This window comes from Actinomadura rugatobispora (assembly GCF_055379765.1).
Window position 1 is genome coordinate 10,941,099 of the sequence record NZ_AP029191.1, and the last position, 16,130, is coordinate 10,957,228.

General features: G+C 70.5%; 17 protein-coding genes. 8 read left to right on the forward strand and 9 right to left on the reverse strand.

Annotated features, from left to right (window positions below; translation table 11 throughout):
* Window positions 1–33: 33 nt before the first annotated feature.
* The 5 genes from ACZ466_RS48970 to ACZ466_RS48990 form a co-directional block, all read right to left on the reverse strand.
* Window positions 34–936 (reverse strand): aminoglycoside phosphotransferase family protein, encoded by a 903-nt coding sequence (locus tag ACZ466_RS48970; RefSeq protein ID WP_378283270.1) that lies wholly within the window; start codon window positions 934–936, stop codon window positions 34–36.
* Window positions 937–1,685: 749 nt separating this feature from the next.
* On the reverse strand, window positions 1,686–2,663 hold the full coding sequence (locus ACZ466_RS48975; RefSeq protein WP_378283170.1) for a CU044_5270 family protein: 978 nt from the start codon (window positions 2,661–2,663) through the stop codon (window positions 1,686–1,688).
* Window position 2,664: 1 nt separating this feature from the next.
* Window positions 2,665–3,195, reverse strand: a complete 531-nt coding sequence (locus ACZ466_RS48980; protein ID WP_378283169.1) for an RNA polymerase sigma factor — start codon at window positions 3,193–3,195, stop codon at window positions 2,665–2,667.
* 756 nt (window positions 3,196–3,951) lie between these two features.
* Window positions 3,952–4,293, reverse strand: a complete 342-nt coding sequence (locus ACZ466_RS48985) for a hypothetical protein (protein ID WP_378283168.1) — start codon at window positions 4,291–4,293, stop codon at window positions 3,952–3,954.
* Between the two features lie 252 nt (window positions 4,294–4,545).
* Complete coding sequence (locus ACZ466_RS48990) at window positions 4,546–5,610, reverse strand: tyrosine-type recombinase/integrase (protein ID WP_378283167.1); 1,065 nt, start codon at window positions 5,608–5,610, stop codon at window positions 4,546–4,548.
* A 202-nt stretch (window positions 5,611–5,812) separates the two neighbouring features.
* On the opposite strand from ACZ466_RS48990, the gene ACZ466_RS48995 reads away from it, so the two are divergent.
* The 4 genes from ACZ466_RS48995 (at window position 5,813) to ACZ466_RS49010 (ending at window position 7,781) form a co-directional block, all read left to right on the forward strand.
* Window positions 5,813–6,016, forward strand: a complete 204-nt coding sequence (locus ACZ466_RS48995; RefSeq protein WP_378283166.1) for a hypothetical protein — start codon at window positions 5,813–5,815, stop codon at window positions 6,014–6,016.
* A 77-nt stretch (window positions 6,017–6,093) separates the two neighbouring features.
* Complete coding sequence (locus tag ACZ466_RS49000) at window positions 6,094–6,681, forward strand: DUF5994 family protein (RefSeq protein WP_378283165.1); 588 nt, start codon at window positions 6,094–6,096, stop codon at window positions 6,679–6,681.
* Window positions 6,682–6,752: 71 nt separating this feature from the next.
* Window positions 6,753–7,223, forward strand: a complete 471-nt coding sequence (locus tag ACZ466_RS49005) for an STAS domain-containing protein (RefSeq protein ID WP_378283164.1) — start codon at window positions 6,753–6,755, stop codon at window positions 7,221–7,223.
* Window positions 7,224–7,319: 96 nt separating this feature from the next.
* The gene (locus tag ACZ466_RS49010; protein ID WP_378283163.1) at window positions 7,320–7,781 is read left to right on the forward strand and encodes a hypothetical protein; all 462 of its coding nucleotides are present in this window, start codon (window positions 7,320–7,322) and stop codon (window positions 7,779–7,781) included.
* Window positions 7,782–8,243: 462 nt separating this feature from the next.
* Here ACZ466_RS49010 and ACZ466_RS49015 read toward each other — a convergent pair whose 3' ends face one another.
* Window positions 8,244–8,588: a hypothetical protein gene (locus tag ACZ466_RS49015; protein WP_378283162.1), complete on the reverse strand. Its 345-nt coding sequence runs from the start codon at window positions 8,586–8,588 to the stop codon at window positions 8,244–8,246.
* A gap of 262 nt (window positions 8,589–8,850) precedes the next feature.
* On the opposite strand from ACZ466_RS49015, the gene ACZ466_RS49020 reads away from it, so the two are divergent.
* Both ACZ466_RS49020 and ACZ466_RS49025 read left to right on the forward strand, forming a co-directional pair.
* Complete coding sequence (locus ACZ466_RS49020) at window positions 8,851–9,498, forward strand: TetR-like C-terminal domain-containing protein (protein ID WP_378283161.1); 648 nt, start codon at window positions 8,851–8,853, stop codon at window positions 9,496–9,498.
* A 148-nt stretch (window positions 9,499–9,646) separates the two neighbouring features.
* Window positions 9,647–10,573: an NmrA family NAD(P)-binding protein gene (locus ACZ466_RS49025; protein ID WP_378283160.1), complete on the forward strand. Its 927-nt coding sequence runs from the start codon at window positions 9,647–9,649 to the stop codon at window positions 10,571–10,573.
* A gap of 162 nt (window positions 10,574–10,735) precedes the next feature.
* On the opposite strand, the gene ACZ466_RS49030 is transcribed toward ACZ466_RS49025, so the two are convergent.
* The 3 genes from ACZ466_RS49030 to ACZ466_RS49040 all read right to left on the reverse strand — a co-directional run bounded on the left by ACZ466_RS49030 (window position 10,736) and on the right by ACZ466_RS49040 (window position 15,100).
* A complete protein-coding gene (locus tag ACZ466_RS49030) occupies window positions 10,736–11,356 on the reverse strand; it encodes a recombinase family protein (protein ID WP_378283159.1) in 621 nt (206 codons plus the stop codon).
* Window positions 11,357–11,496: 140 nt separating this feature from the next.
* The gene (locus ACZ466_RS49035; RefSeq protein ID WP_378283158.1) at window positions 11,497–14,610 is read right to left on the reverse strand and encodes a Tn3 family transposase; all 3,114 of its coding nucleotides are present in this window, start codon (window positions 14,608–14,610) and stop codon (window positions 11,497–11,499) included.
* A gap of 223 nt (window positions 14,611–14,833) precedes the next feature.
* Window positions 14,834–15,100 (reverse strand): ATP-binding cassette domain-containing protein, encoded by a 267-nt coding sequence (locus ACZ466_RS49040; RefSeq protein ID WP_378283157.1) that lies wholly within the window; start codon window positions 15,098–15,100, stop codon window positions 14,834–14,836.
* A gap of 84 nt (window positions 15,101–15,184) precedes the next feature.
* Here ACZ466_RS49040 and ACZ466_RS49045 point away from each other — a divergent pair, with 84 nt between their 5' ends.
* Both ACZ466_RS49045 and ACZ466_RS49050 read left to right on the forward strand, forming a co-directional pair.
* Complete coding sequence (locus ACZ466_RS49045) at window positions 15,185–15,685, forward strand: Chromate resistance protein ChrB (protein WP_378283156.1); 501 nt, start codon at window positions 15,185–15,187, stop codon at window positions 15,683–15,685.
* Window positions 15,682–16,113: a chromate resistance protein ChrB domain-containing protein gene (locus tag ACZ466_RS49050; protein WP_378283155.1), complete on the forward strand. Its 432-nt coding sequence runs from the start codon at window positions 15,682–15,684 to the stop codon at window positions 16,111–16,113. The genes ACZ466_RS49045 and ACZ466_RS49050 overlap by 4 nt, the downstream gene beginning before the upstream one ends.
* The last annotated feature ends 17 nt before the right edge of the window (window positions 16,114–16,130 follow it).

A 16,130-nucleotide genomic window follows, 5' to 3' on the forward strand; every position in this document is an offset into this window, starting at 1 on the left:
CTGAGGCCACCAGGTAACAGCGTCACTGCGTGCCTACGGCAGAGCGCCTCTCAGAACGCGATCGAGTGCTGCGCGGCCTGCGGGTCCCCATGTCGGCTTGCCGCCGGGAATGCCTCGGTCTCCGTTCTGGCCTATCAGCATGAGGATCAGGCTTTTCAGAGCGGCCAGCCCGCGGGCGCGCCGGATCGTCGCCTCGTCGGCGTGCGCGTACACGTCGAAGAAGCGTGAGGCGGCGCCGGCGGGAAGGATCACCCATGCGGCCGCGAGGTCCCAGGCCGGGTCGCCGGCGCACATGTCACCGAAGTCGATCACGCCTGAGAGTGTCCCGTCCGAGACGATGACATTGGCGGGATGGAGGTCACCGTGCACCCAGACCGGTGGGCCCTTCCACTCTGGCGCCGCGACGGCGTCATCCCAGACGTCCCGGACATCGTCGGCGATGCCGTCGGGGACGACGGCGTGGAAGAAGTGGTCGAAGCCCTCCGTGTACTTGCTGGGGTGAGCGCCGCGGTCCGAACTGATCGGCGCCTCGGCGGGCGCCTCCACGTGCAGCGCCCTGAGGAAACCCGCCAGAGTGTCGGCCGCGTGGTCGCCGCGGCTGATCGAGGCGTGGTCCAGTGGCTCGCCGGGAACCCACGTCATGACGGTCCAGGGCTTTGGGAAACGCGCGGACGGCTCACCAGTCCGTACCGGGTTCGGGACCGGGAGCGGCAGGCGCGGGGCCAGGACGGGCAACCACCGGCGCTCCTTGCGCTGCAGGTCCGGGGCATGCTCTGTACGCGGCATGCGCACGGCCAACTCCTCCCCGAGGCGCCACTGCTGGTTGTCCCAACCGCCCGCCACCTCGCGCATGGCCAGCCCCGCAAGGTCTGGATGCTGCTCCTGCAGCAACTCATGGACCAGATCCGCGGTGATCTCGATCTCGGAGTCGGTCATACGACGCGACAGTACTGGGGCCAGGCGCCGACTCGCTCCGCTCATCATCCGCGAGGGCTGGCAGCCCGAGCCGTTAGCCGACGGCGGGACCTCGACGACGAAGAACAGGGGGTTGGTATTGGTCGAAAGGTCCTGGAAGCCGTCCGGGAACAGCTCACGGGCGGCCGGGTCGGGCTGCGGCTCGCTGATGGCGGCGAGGCGGAAGCCGGCGCCGGTGAAGGCATCGGTCATCGCGTGAAAGGGGGACGGCCGGAATACGGCAGAAAGGGGCCGCGAGGACCCGCGACCCTTGCCTCCGGGCAGCCGACGCCCTGAGCAGGCCGACTCCTAGGCCGCGACGTGCTGGGGGTTGATGCGGTGGAGCCGGTGCCGGAACCGTTCCTGTTCGTCGGCGTCGCGGCGGACCGGGACGTGCTCGCCGGTGTGCAGGTCGAGATGGCCCCACACGCCTCGGTTGGTCTCGTCGTGGATCCGGGGGTACGGAACTCTACTGACCGGTAGTAACGCTAACCAGGTTGAACGTGTAGGGTCCGATGTTCACCAGGGGTCGATGGCCGGGCCGGTACCGGATCTTCTTCAGTTTGCGTTTGACATGTGGACCAGGTGCTTCAGGGGCGGGGCGGCGAAGACGACCAGTTGTGGTGACCTGCCCGACCGCCCGGCGCCGGGGGCACTCACCCACGGGTGATGCCGGACAGGGCGCGGCGAGCGGTATGCGGGTCGGCTCGCCGGGCCCTGTCCGGGCGAGGTCAGGAACGCTGGCCGGGCTTGTCCACGATCTTGGTGGTGACGCGGACCATGAGGCGCTGCAGGGTTCCCTTCGGTATCTGGAGGGCGGGTTCGCCCTCTGACCGCAGCGTGCGGTCCTTGATGGCGATGGCACGTTCGCCGAGGTAGCTGTAGGTCCGGGGATCGAGCAGCACTTCCTCGCGCACCCAGCCCGTCGTCAGGCCGAGGGCCAGGGCCGGACGGCCGGCCGCATCGGCCCTGTCCTTGAGGAGGGTCACGCCCGGGATCAGCTTGATGGCACGGAAGATCGTCGCCTCCGTCGCCGGCGGGTAGACGTTGTCCCGGAGCAGCGTGATGAGCGTCAGGTAGGCCATCTCGCGGCCCTTTGGCCGGTCGCCGCCGACCTTGCGCAGCAGCGCTGCGGGATCGGTGGGGATGGGGTTGTACCTGGCTGCGATGACCGACGAGACCATCTCGTGGTTGACCTCGATCTCGCCGTTCTTGTACGCGGCGAACTGCTTGCCGTCGGCTCGCCGCCAGAGCTCCCATTCGTCGGTCCGATAGGGGCCGCCGGCGACCGCCCCGGCCGGTTTGGCTCCGGTGGTCAGCCGCATCTTGGTGTAGACCCACTGCTGGGCCTTGGGGGCGGTGACCGGGCGGCTCTCGGCGGCCGCGGCGGCGCGGTCGAGCACCCGGCCCGTCTCGGCGGCCGATGCCAGCCGGATCTCGGGCAGGACCGGTCCGGGCGGCACGGCGTCGCCGCCGATCTGGCCGGCGACGCCGACCCCCGCCGTGATCGCGAGCGCCGCCGCGGCGGCCACCGCGAGCCGCAGGCCGGGCAGCCGGAAACGGCGGGCCGACACGGCCGGCGGTTCGGGGACGGTCATGACGTCGTTCAGCAGAGCGCGCGCGGCGGGCCGGCCGGCGTACCCGGCCAGGGAGGCGTCGTCGACGCGGGCCATCGCACGAACCAGGTCGTCGGTGGGGTGAGGCTTCATGTCAGCGAGCTCCGTTCTTCATGGGGCGGGTCACGGGCCGGTATTCGACACCCGCCGAGCGCAGTGCGCGGGACAGACGCTTGCGCGCGCGGTGCAGCCGGACGCGCGCGGCTGCGGTCGAGCAGCCCAGCACCATGGCCAGGCCGGTGTGGTCCAGCCCCTCCCAGGCGACCAGGCTCAGCACTTCGCGGTCGCTCTCGGACAGGCGGCCGAACGCCTGGGAGATCGCGGCGGTGTCGGTGGGATCGACGGCCGCCGTGGCGATCTCGTCGCGCAGGCTCGTGATCCGTAGCCGATGCCGTTCCTGCGAACGACGGTGGTTGGCCAGGACACGGCGGGCGACGCCGTACAGCCACAGCCGTGCCCGGTCGCCGGACGGTATCTCCTCAAAGCGGCGCCAGGCGACGGTGAAGGTCTCCGCGACGACGTCGGCGGCGTCCTCCGGAGACGAGCAGCGGCGCAGCGCATACCCCAGGATCGGCTCATACGCCGCGGCGTACATCATCTCGAAGGCGGTCTCGCGGTCAGCCATCTGCGGCCCGGTGTCTTTGGCGGCACATCGGCGATCTCCTTCACTCTGGAGGCGGACACCCCCTACGTGTCGAGACCGACCGGAGTGTTACCGAGCCACTGGAACGAACTCAAGGAGTCCCTGCCGCGCACTTCCCACGCGCGAGAGGCGATCGCCGCGCGTATGGGGTCGTGGGTTCACCCCGTCATCCCCAGCAGAAGGCACGGGTCATGGACTTGATCGTCACCACGACGACCAGACCCCTTGATCGTGTCCGCCGTCGGGACCGCCCCGTCCAGATCGAACCCCTTGCCCTCGGCCACCCTGACGTCTGCTCCGACTCCCCGCCACCCGAGGCCAATCCCGCCAGCACGGCATCGACGCCCGCACCATCCTCCTCGAAGTCGACGGACACGGCCTGGTCGGCGACAACCTGATGCGCAGGTCGCGTGCATTCTGCAACATCCCGCAAACAAGACCGACGCCACAGCATCCATCTGTCCCACCCCGCCTTCATGCACGACTGGCCAGAACCAAGTCGATACCGGACGCCCCCTCGACGATCCAGACCTGCGGGTGTCGCCGTACGTCGCTCCGCTGGTGAACGTCGGACCCTACGCGTTCAACCTGGGTAGGACTGATCCGCAGGTCGGAACGGCCGGTAGCGGCCAGGTCGGAGTGACGGTCTGGGGTGGCGGGTGTCGAGTGTGGGCCTTGCGGGGCGTTCGTCGCGTTCGTTTAACGGTCGTTTGATGAACGCGCGGACGGCCGAGCCGGTCACCAGGTGATGCTGTGGATACCTTCGATATCGGCTGTTTCGGGGTCGGGCCAGTAGTCGTTGAAGACCATGTGCACGGCCTCTACGAGGCGGCCCGCTTCGATGTGCGCGATGAACTCGTCCCGCTTGTCGTCACGCAGACCCGCGCGGGCAGTTCGGCTCTGGGGCCCGTCGTGCCACTCGCTGCCGCCGGCGCGGAGCGTGATCGGCATCGAGACGTACAGGACTTCGCGGCCGGGGGCGTCCTCCAGCGGCGGGGCGGCCGCGAACACGGCCGGGATCTGCTGCAGCGCCGTGGCGGAGAGCACGGCTGGTTCCGGAGGGCGACGTCGTCCGGCCATCGGCGGACTCCTGTTCAACGGGCGATAGGTCCAGCGTGGCAGTCGGAGCGGGCCGCCGCACCAGCCTTCCGACAGATTCACCGGGACGAGACAGCCCTCGCGACCCCATTCCCGAACCACCGCCGTTCCCCAAGTCCCCGGCCCCCAATGGGGTCCAGCCCACATAAGCCCAAAACCCACATTGGGATGATCTTGTGGGTTGTCAGGTTGGGCGGGGAGAGGGGCCGGGGGCGTGGGGTGTGGTCGGTCGGGTTATTCGTCGGTGGTGAGTCGTTCGATGGCCTTCTGGCGGTCGTGGTGGGTCGGCAGACCGTAGCGGCGGGCGGTTTCGAGGGTGTGGCCGAGGAGTTCGGCGACGATGACGATGTCGGTGCCCTGGCGGGTCATGACGGTGCCGGCGGTGTGCCGCAGGACGCGCGGGGTGAAGGCGCCGTCGCGGCCCAGGGGCAGGCCGGCCGCGTCGGCGATGGCGCGCAGCGCGGTGTGCGCCGAGCGGGTCGACAGGCGGCCGCCGCGACGGTTGAGGAACAGTGCGGGTTCGGTGTCGGCGCCCCTCCAGCCGGCCCGTTCGCGGAGCCATTCCTCCAGCACGGTGCGGAGCCTGGGGTGCAGCGGCACCTCGCGGTATCTGCCGTTCTTGCCGTGGCGGACGATCAGCTGCCCGTTGCGGGCCGGCAGGCGGACATCGCCGGTGTCGAGGTTGGTGGTCTCGCTGATCCGGGTGCCGGCGTAGAAGGCGGTGAAGGCGATCGCCTTGTCGCGCAGCGGGGCGCGGCCGGCCTCGCGCAGCAGCCGGAGCTGGTCGCGTTCGTCCAGGGCGCGGGGGGCGGCCGGGGGGACGTCGGCGCGTTCGGCGGCGGCCGGGCCCAGGCCGCGGCGGCGGTAGAAGTCATCGACCGCGGTCAGGTGCGCGTTGATGGTGGCGGGTTTGCGCTTGAGCACCGTCTGCAGGTGGGTGCGGTAGCCGCGGGCGGCCCGGTCGCGGGCGCCGGGATCGGTGAGCGGGTCACCGGCGACCGTCCCGTCGGCCAGAGCGGCGGCCAGCCAGGCCAGGTACTGGCGGACCCGGGAGGCGTAGACGCGGACGGTGTCGGCGTCCAGTGGCCCGCCCGGCTGGGCGAGGTCGCGTTCGTAGGCGGCGAACACCGCCTGCAGGGCTTGGGGAAGCGGGGTCGGCCGGGCGCCGCGCCGCCGCTCACGCCGCTCCTCACGCTGCTGCTGGGCCTGCGGGGTCGCCCCGCCGGGCAGGCGCCGCGAAGTAGCGGAAGCCGATGGTGGGGGCTGGGAACCGGCCAGGGGCGAAGTATCGGAAGCCATACCCGGATATTACTTCAGATATTTCTAGGTATCGGAAGTTGCAGCGTGTAGAGTCAGAGATATCCGGCAACGACGACATCCCCATCCTGAGGCTGAACCGCCACACCGGCTCACCCCGACAAGGGGGATGTTCATGCCGATCTCGAATCGTGCTCGTCGACCCGGCCGACCCGGGGTGACCCCGGCCAGGTCGGCTTCCCGGATGAACCAGGTCTGGCCCGCTGTGATCGCGCTGGCCGCGGTGATCGTGTTCATCGTGTACCTGGTACAGGCCGGCCTGTTGATGGCACTGGTCATGGCGCTGACGACCGTGGTGGCCGGCGCGATCCTGGTCACGCTGGTGACCGGGACCGCCTGGATCACCCGGCTACGCCGCCTCGCCCCGCATCTGCGGGGACACCACTGACCATCCGGCTGACCCATCGCGATCACCTTCTGTCCCCGGGCCGCCACCGCGGCTCGGGGGAAAGGGGCGATGACCCCATGTGGACCCTGACTGAACGAGGAACAACGATCGGTCTTCCGCCGCCCTCGACACCGCGGCTGTGCCTGCGGCCGCCGCCTCCTTCGGGCTCGCCCCAGACGCTGCTGGACGGCGGCTGGTGGCCCCGCTCGGCCGACCCGGCCGCCGAACTGCCCGGGCTGGCCCTGGCCCTGCAAGCCCACGGCCCGCCCGACGATCATCGGCCCATCACCCACATCATGCTGCGGGCGTCCGACTGGGACAGCCATCCCCGCAAGCTGCGCGTCGACGGCTCAGACGGCGCCCGGATGGTGCGCCTGAGCTGGTTCGACACCCTGCCCGCCGGGCTGCTCACCGCGATCTACGCCGACGGCCGGCGCGTCGACCTGCTCACCGTCCCGGCACTCACCGGCCACGCGGAGGCCTACGCGGCCATGGAACTGGCCGCCCTCACCGCCAACCATCTGCGCACCCCCGGCCTGCTGGCCGCGCTCACCATGCCCACCGCACCGGCCAGTGCGCGCAACCCGGCCGGGACCCAGACCGCATCCCACAGCGCGTGGGAAACCGAGGGCGGCCGACTACGCGAACACCCGGCGCCGCGGTGAGCGGCACAGTGACCCGCCCGCCACCCCGGCCGGCACGGCCGGGGCCCGCCCACCTGCGATCGGAGATCGCCATGACCATCATCACCTCCAGCACCACCGCATCCACCGCGTCCAGCTGGTACGCCGGACACGCCGGGTTCACCGCCGTGCGCCGCTCCCAGGCCGCGGCCAAGACGAGCCTGCCCACCCACGGGCGCCCCGGCCACACCATCGTCGCCCTGCACGGCGACCTCGACATCGCCTCCGCCCCGGCGCTGCGTGAGCATCTGCTCGCCACCCTGCACCACAGCGCCCGCCTGCTGATCATCGATCTGGGCGAGGTGTCGTTCTGCGACGCCACCGGCCTGGCCGTGCTCATCGGCACCCAACGCCGCGCCACCGGACTCGGCATCACCCTGCACCTGGCCAACCCCCGACCCCAGATCGCCAAGCTGCTGCGCATCACCGGCCTGGACCGCAGTCTCACCCTCCACCCCAACCTCTACCCCCAGCCCGCACTCCAGCCCGCAGGCCCAGGCCGAACCGGCCGCATGAGCACCTGAACGCCGGGCATCAGACCGGCAACGCAACCCGACCCGGCCCGGCGCCGCCGACCGAGCAAGCACTCGCGGCGGACCTGCCCGTGATGGGAGGCTTCCGTGACCACCGTGTCCCGCCACGACCACGCCGACGGGCCCACACCACCGGCGCCGCCCGCCGGCCGATGGCGACTGCCCAGCGGACGACCGGCCGCCGCCCACGCCCGCCACGCGATCCACACCACCCTCAAGCGGTGGGGACTGGGCCCGGCCGCCGACGCCCTCACCCACCAGGTCGCCGCACTGATCCAAGAACTCTGCGCCCGCACCGCCGCGCGAGACCCCGGCCCGATCGATCTGCGCCTGGAACTGCGCGCAGCCGACCGGCTGCTGCTGGGTGAAATTCAGAGCACCACCCCCGGCCGGCCCGGACCCGGCGATCAGACACCCACCGGCCAGAGCGGCCGCGGCATCATCGCCCTCACCTATGGACACCGACCCGCACGCAACGGCACCACCACCTGGTACACCCACGCCTTCACCTGGTGGCAGCCCGACACCATCACCACCGACCGGCGATGACGACATCGGCCCGGCCCGGCCGGCCCGGTGCTGCTGGTGCACCCGGCGGGGAGCTGACCGGCACGGCCGTTGCCCGCCGCCCGAGATCGTCCCCGCCCGCCCGGCCGTAGTCGTCAGGCAACCAGGTCCAGGGCGCGGGGTTACGCCGCCTCCTGCAGGACGTCGAAGTCGATCCCGGCGAGTTCGAGGTCGAACGCATCCCGCAGCTTTCAAGATCATCCCAATGCGGGTTTTGGGCTTATGTGGGCTGGACCCCCAACCACCCGGCCAGCCTGCTCGTTGCCCCTTTCCGGCTTACCTTGGCTGCCCCCCTTGGACCTCGCGACCCGTGGCGACCGGCTCATCGGGACGGGCCCGAGCGGCGCGGGCCTCCAGGGCACGGATCTGTTCAGGCTGCAGCACCGTCCGGGCGCTCTTCTTCCCGGTTGGTGGGCTGGTCTGTTCGGTGCTCATCAGTTCCTCTCAGGCTCTCTGGTCAGGGGCCAAGTCGCGCAGGAGCTCGTGGAGCGACTCACCAGCGACCCGCATCGCGTTGACCGCCTCGTACAAGGTCTCCTCGCCGCCGGGCACCCAGTCCCGAACCCCCTCAAGGCTGGACAGGATCTCGACGTGCACGGCCCGGGACTGATCGAGCGCCTCCAGCAGCCGGACCAGCTCCGAGCGGCGCAGCTTGTAGGACTCGTCCTCGAGGGAGTTCAGCGAGCCGAGGTCGTCCGCGGTCGTCTGGAACGCGGAGAGCGCCCGGAAGACCGCCGCGGCGGTAAGCGGCCAGCCGGTGGGCGGTTCGGTGGTCTGCGTGCGGGTCATCGGGCGCTCCCATCGTTGATTTGGTTGATACGGGTGGCCAAGTCCGACCAGGTCCGGATGCGTGTCTCATGTCGGGGGACAGCCGGAATACGCCAGAAAGGGATCGTCAGGTCGCGTTATAGCTGGTTGGTGAGAACTCCTACAGCTACGACCAGGGCGAAGTAGCCGTCGAACCTGCATATGCAGACGCTGCGATGGCCCGCCCCGCGGCTTCCCGTGGACAGGGCGAAAGGGCCCGATGGCAGGGGATACCGTCGTGTACATGACCAGGTCGACCCGCCCCGCTGGGCGTCAGCGTCCCAGTGGAGCCTTCGGGCCTGCCCGTGATGAGGCGCGGGACGCCCGCATCATCGACGCGGTGCTGGACCTGATCGTCGAGAGCGGGTACGGGGATCTCACCATGGGTGCGGTGGCCGCGCGCGCGGGGGTGGCCAAGGCCACGGTCTATCGTCGCTGGGCCTCGCGCGAGGATCTGGTCGCCGACGCCTTGGAAAGCCTCATGCTCCCCGCCGTCCCGGCCGGGGCGATGGCCGGGACGCTGCGCGAGGACCTCATCGCCACGCTGACCCACAGTTCGGCGTGCCTGCACCCCCAGGGGCGTCGCTTCTCGGCTGTGCTGGCCGGCGTCGCCGGCTCGCACCCTCAGATCACCGACACCCTGCGCGAGCGGTACATCGCCGGGCAGCGCGAGGGGATCGCCGCCTGCCTGTACCGCGCTGAAAAGCGCGGCGAGATCACCGCGGAGAGGGTGGCGCGTCTGTTGGCGCCGGGCAGGCTGGAGATCGCCGCGGCCGTCGGGGTGCTGGTCTGGCAGGAGGACCTGCTCGGTGAGCTCCTCGACGTCGAGGGGATAGCCCGCCTGGTGGACCAGGTGCTGCTGCCCCTGGTCGGCGGCACCGCCACCGCTTGAAACCCTTCCGGCCGGTCACCGGCCAGCCTTGCACCCAGCAGACCGTCAACCCGATACGACCATGACTCGATACCGAGTAGTCTCTAGTTGGCGGGTGTTCGTGCCCGCGTGCCGGAAAGAACACGATCAATCGAAAGCAGGGCGTGCTGTGACACCCAACGACAAGGCGAAAGTGCTGGTCACTGGGGCGACAGGGATGCAGGGCGGCGCGGCCGTCCGGGCGCTGCTGCGCGCGGGTCACCCCGTGACCGCGTTCGTGCGCAACCCCTCGTCGGCCGCCGCCCGGGCGCTCGCCGGGCAGGGCGTCGCCCTGGCGACCGGGCACATGGACGACACCGCGTCCCTGGACGCCGCCAGCGCCGGGCACGACGTGGTCTTCTCCATGCAGATGGCGGGCGTCGACCCGGCCGATCCCGGCGCCGAGCGGCGCCAGGCGGCCAACATCGCCACCGCGGCCAAGCGCGCCGGCGTCGCCCAGATCATCCACACCTCCGTGTCGGCGACCGGGTGGCGCAGCCGGTACCCCGACGTCGAGGTGACCGACCCGGTGATGAAGGCCTACTGGGACGAGAAGGAGGCCGCCGAAGAGGCGATCCGGCAGTCGGGCATCGACCGGTGGACCATCTTCAAGCCCGCCTTCTACATGGACAACTTCCTCCCGCCCAAGCGGGACACACAGTTCCCCGGCCTGGCCGAGGGCAAGCTGTTCACCGCCACGAGCCCGCAGACCGTGCTGGCGCTCACCTGCGCGCACGACTTCGGACCAGCCGTCGCCGCCGCCGTGGCCGACCCCGCCAAGTTCCATCAGGCCGAGATCGATCTCGCCGGCGACGCGCTGACCCACGCCCAGATCGCCGACACCCTCTCCAAGGCCTTCGGCCGCGAGATCACCGCCGTCCACATCACCCCGCAGGAGCAGGAGCAGCGCCTCGGCGCGCCCTCGGCGTACAGCAATGTCTGGAACGATCTCGTCGGCTACCCCGCACGCCCCCACCACGCCGCCCGCTACGGCCTGACCACCACCACCCTCCAGCAGTGGGCGGCGCAGCAGGACTGGAACACCCCGCCCACCTGAACCCAAGTCAGCCCTCCACCCTCGTCAGCGCAGCGGTGTTCCCGGCGGCGCCCCGCCGCCGGGAACACCAACCCGCGACGAGGCGCGTCGGAACCCCGGTCCTCGAAGAGGCCCGAACTCCTCCAGCTACGACGAGCCGCAAGCAGGGGATGAGACCGTCGCTTAGCTGGGTGTTTCCTGGCCATGGATGATGCGGTGGATGGTGGACCGCCCGACGCTGTACTCGGTGGCCAGGTCGGCCAGCGACACCTCGCCCTCTGCGTAGCGGCGGCGGATGGAACGCCGCGCGGACTCGGGCAGTTTGGGCTGCTTGCCTTTGAGCTTGCCGTTCCTCTTGGCCAGCGCCATGCCCTCGCGGGTGCGCAGGTGGCCCAGGTTCGCCTCGAACTCCGCCACCATCGCCAGGGTCTGCAGGAACAGCCGGCCGAACGGGTCGTTCCAGTCGTAGACCGATCCCCCCAGCCCGAACAGCACCTCCCGGTCGGACAGGTCGGTGAGGATCTGGTTGGCCTCGCCCATGTTGCGAGCGAACCGGTCGAACTTGGTCACGGTGAACACGCTGGCCGGCCACACCGCCGCGAGGGCCTGGTCCAGGCCGCCGCGGTTGCGGCGGGTAGTACCGGAGAAGCCCCGGTCGATGTAGATCCGATCGGCCGGGACGCCGAGCGCGAGCAGCTGCTCGGTCTGGACGACGACGTCCTGCTCGTCGGTGGAGCAGCGGGCGTACCCGACCCGGACGACGCCGGGGGCCGCGCCGGGCGTCGGGGCGTTCACGGCGTTCACGCGCTCAAGTGTTCCGGATAGCCCCCCGTCACCGGGACAGTTCGCGGAACACTCTTACGGAACACCTCGACCTGGGGCTCCATCCCGGCTGGCCGGTGTTCCGGTAGAGGATCCCTTACGGAACAGCGCCGGGCCGGGTGTCAGGCGGGCGGTGTACCGAACAGCACGCGGGGTTCCAGGTCCAGCCGGGTGGTGGGGGTCTGGTCGGGCGGGGTGAGGTTGAGGGTCCAGTTGCCGAACCGGCGGATGGTGTGGGTGATGTAGGGCGAGACGGTGGCCAGGTCGTCGGTGTCGACCGGGTGGCCCTCGGCGGCCAGGGCGTTGGCGGCGTCGGTGATGTCGCAGGCGTTGGAGTAGATGACGCAGTTGGCGATCAGCTCGTTGAACTTCACCACCTTCTCCTGGTGGTCGGGGTCGTTGTGGCCGATGAGCTTGCCGCCGAACATCAGCCAGTCGGCGAACCCGTGGAAGGCCTCGGTCCGGTTGGTGATCGCGGTGATCTGCTCGCGCAGCTCCGGCTCGGACAGGTAGCGCAGCAGCGTGATGGTGCGGATCGCGCGGCCCAGCTCGCGGAAGGCCCGGTACAGGCGGTTCTTGCGCGAGTGGTTGCCCAGCCGACGCAGCAGCGTCACCGACGACAGCTTGTTCTCCCGGATGGAGATCGCGGTGCGCAGCAGGTCGCTCCAGTGCGTCTCGATCAGCTTCCAGTCCACCGCCGCCTCGCCGAACAGCGAGTCGATGTGGCTGTAGCGGACCGTCGGGCCGGGACGGAAGAACACCAGGTCGTGCCAGTTGCGGATGCGCGGCAAAAGGTCGAAGCCCAAAAGGGCGCCGAGACCGAAGACCGGCAGCGACTGGCCTTGGGTGTCGGCGTGGACGGTGTCGGGCTGGATCTGTGAGGCGTTCTTCAGCAGCCCCTCGATGATGTAGACCGCCTCCCACACCCCGCACGGGATGAAGTGGGAGAACAACGCGATGTAGGTGTTGGAGACATGCCGGTAGGCGATCCCGCCGTACCCGCCGTACCGGATGGAGGTCTCGGCCAGCAGGTTGTCCTCCCAGGTGTCGATCTGGGTGCCGTCGGCCGCCGCCGACTTCCCGTCACCCCATACCGACGCGACGTCCAGCCGGTTGAAGTGGTCGATGACATCGACCGACGCCGCGTCGATCTTGGTCGCGGTGGTGTGCTTGTTGCCCGCCAGCGACAGTTCGTGCACGCTCACCGTGCCGCGCATATGCGCGGCGACCTGGGTCGGCCCGAGCAGGGTGCCGTGCGCGAACGCGGTCAGCACGTACCGGCCCATCACGTCTCCCCGGATCTTGGGGTCCGAGCCGGACGCGGGCCCGAAGTGGCGGTGCCATTTCAGCAGGTAGGCGGTGCGGGTGAGGATGTCCAGCAACGCCCGCTGCGGCAGCCGCTCGTGGATCGCCGCCTCCAGTTCCTGCGCCGAGGGGCGCCGCTCGGCGCCCTTGCGGCGGCGCAGCACCGGACGGCCGCCCTCCAGCAGCAGATCGGTGTTGCCTGGATAGCCGGCGTCCACCGCCGCGGCGACGGCGGCGAGCTCGTCGCGGTAGTGCCGGGTCAGCGCGGCCGCCTCGGTCGGGATCCCGGCCTGCGCGCAGAACGCGGGCACCAGCGGCCGACACTCCTCCCACGACATCAGCTGGTCGTGCAGGTTGGCGTAGGAGTCCGACCCGGCCACTGCGATGTCGCCCGAGCGCAGCTCGGCCGCCAGGTAGGAGAACACGCACACCTCCAGATGGCGGCGCACCAGCATGCCGGGCCGCGCCGGGTCCCGGACGGTCTTGCGCCATTGCAGCGAGGTGAAGGCGTCGACGTCGATCGACAACGTCACCGACACCGGCTCCCCGCCCGGGCCCTGCCGTTGCACCACGATCTGCTCGGGCACCAGCGCGGCCTTGGCGCTGCGCAGCGCGGTCAGGAACTCCACCGCGTCCAGCACACTGCGATCAGCGCTGGTGGCCTCCAGCTCCACCGCCTCCACCAGGGTGAACAGCGCCGAGCGGTGCGAGCGGTAATGCTGTTCCAGCAGCGGGAAGTAGTTGTTGCCATGATGCGCCGACACCGCCTCGTGCGCGGCCGTCAACGCCTCCACCCCACCCGCCTGCTCCAGCGTCTTGAGCACCAGCCGGCCCGCGTGCTCGGCGGCCTGCCGCTCGTCGCCCCCCGCACCCGACCTCGCAGCGTCCGGCACCGCGCCGTCCGGCGGCGCTGCGTCAGAGCTCGCCTCCCGGGCCGCTGCCAGCACCTCGCCGAACACTCCCAGCAGCCGCTCGGACTCGGCGCGGTGCGCCTCGCGCAGCGCCTCCAGGTGGTCACGGCCCCGCTTGTGGATCGCCGCGATCCGCTTGCAGAACATCGTCACCACGTCGTCGCGGACCTCGGTCGCGACCGTATGCACGAAACCGGCCAGCAACGTCAACTGCTTGTCGGTGCCGACCTTGCGCATGTCGGAGGCGTCGGTGACCCGCGCCTCCCCGGCGAAGTGCGCGACCTTCCCCGCCGGCACACCCTCCAGCCAGACCCCGGTCGGGCCGATCGCATCCAGGTCGGCCAGCAGCGCCAAACGCTGCTTGAACTTGCCTAGCGACGCCGCCTTGGCCACGTCCTTCAACCGGTCGAACTCGCTGCGCCGACTCGCCGGATCCACCACCAGCAACCGCGCCAGCCGCGCCCTGGCCGTCCGGTCCAGCCGCCCGGCGACCAACCCGAAGAACCCGGTGTTGACCTCGGCGCGGATCGAGGCGGCCAGCGCGTCCAAGGTGGTGTAGCCCGGCAACTCGCACCGCGCGCGGACCAACTCCTCCAACGCCACGTTGATCAGATCGGCCGGGTTGTCCTTGGACTGCACCGCCTTGCGGATCGTGGCCTCGGCCACCTGCCGGACCCGGGCCGCCTCGTAGGACACCCCCAGCCGTTTGCGCACCAGCGCGCGGTGCCGCTTGGCCGACGCCGAAGCCGCCTGCCGCAATCCCACCTCATCGCCGGCCAGCCCCAGCACCCCACGGACATGCGCCGCCACCGCCGCCGGGACCTCCGCCAGCTTCGGGAAGTACCCCAACCGCTGGTAGGACTTCAGCCACACCACCAGCGCCAGCAGATGATGCTCATCATCGGTGCACGACCGCGCCCACTCCACCTCGGCCCCGGTCGGCGTGAACGCCTCCGCCAACTCTCGGGCCGACAACACCCGCGCAAACTGCGGATACGCGGTCCGATCGATCGAGGTCACCCGCAACCCCCAGGACCGCCGCCAACCCGACCCCGATCACCCTAACGATCAACCGTCAGGCCGTGATCCCTTTCTGGCGTATTCCGGCCGCTCCCCTGAAACGGCCTGCGCCACAACCTCACCGGGACCGACTGCCCATTGAAGGCCCAGTCGAAGGTGTAACTGGTGGTCGCATGGTGGTCGGGCTGGGGATCCCTGTGCGCGTAGGCCGTGAAAGGGTGGCTCACCGACGCGACCACGTCGTCGAACGCGCCGTTGTCGAACGGCAGAAGGCCGCCCAGGTCTCGTGCAGGGACACGCCGTCCAGCGACACTCGCCCCTCGGATGGTTCCTCCAGCCGGTTGAGCGGGCGGAGCAGGGTCGTCTTCCCTGCGGCGCTCGTCCCCACCACCGCGGTGCACTTCCCCAGCGGGATCCGCGCCGACACACCGGCCGGCACGGGCCCGCCGGACGCCGACCGGTCGAGAACGAACACCCCTGATGACTTCATGCTCGCCTCTCCCCAGTTCACGCCAGGTTGGTGTAACCATGGTTACATAGAAGGCGTTGGTCGTCATACCTCTGGAGACGCTCGGTGAACGATGTGGTGCAGCCCCCCGGCGCGTGGGTGCTGCTGTCCTACCGGGTCCCGCGGGAGCCGTCGGCGCCGCGGATCGCGGTGTGGCGCAAGCTGAAACGGCTCGGCGTGGCCCAGCTCGGAGACGGCCTGGTGGCGCTGCCGGCCGACGCGCGTACCCGCGAGCAGCTGGAATGGGTGGCCGAAGACGTCACCGACGCCGGCGGCACCGCCGGGGTCTGGCTGGCCCGGCCCACCACCCAGGCGCAGGAGAACCAGCTCGCCTCCGCCATGCGGGACGCGCGGGCCGCCGAGTACCGCACCGTGCGGGACGAGGCCCTGGCCGCCCTCGACCTCCCGGCTGCCGCACGGGCCGCGAGCCTGCGGCGGCTGCGCGGCGAACTGCGGCGCATCACCCGCCGCGACCACTTCCCCCCGCCCGAACGCGACCAGGCACGCACCGCCGTGGAACGACTCGCCCAGCCACCCGGCACCACCATCACCGAGGAACCGTCATGAAATGGGCCACCCGCCAGGGGATCCACATCGACCGGGCCGCCTGCGCCTGGCTGATCCGCCGCGAGATCGACACCGGCGCCGAGTTCGTGTTCGTGGCCGACCCCGCCCAAGTGCCGGACGAGGCCACCGGCTTCGACATGCGCGGAGTGGAGCTGGGCCACCACGGCGGCGACTGCAGCTTCGAGACCATCCTTCGCCGCTACGAGCTGACCGACCCGGTGCTGTGGCGGATCGCCGAGATCGTCCACGAGGCCGACCTGGACGACGAACGCTACGACGCCCCCGAAGCCCCAGGCCTGGACACCGCACTGCGCGGCCTGTCCATGGTCGCTGACGACGACAACATCCTCGCCCTCACCCGCCCGCTGTTCGACGGACTGTACGAGTTCTACCGGCGCGAACTGCTGCTCGGCCACGAGCCCGCCTGACCTTCCCCCAGGGAGCC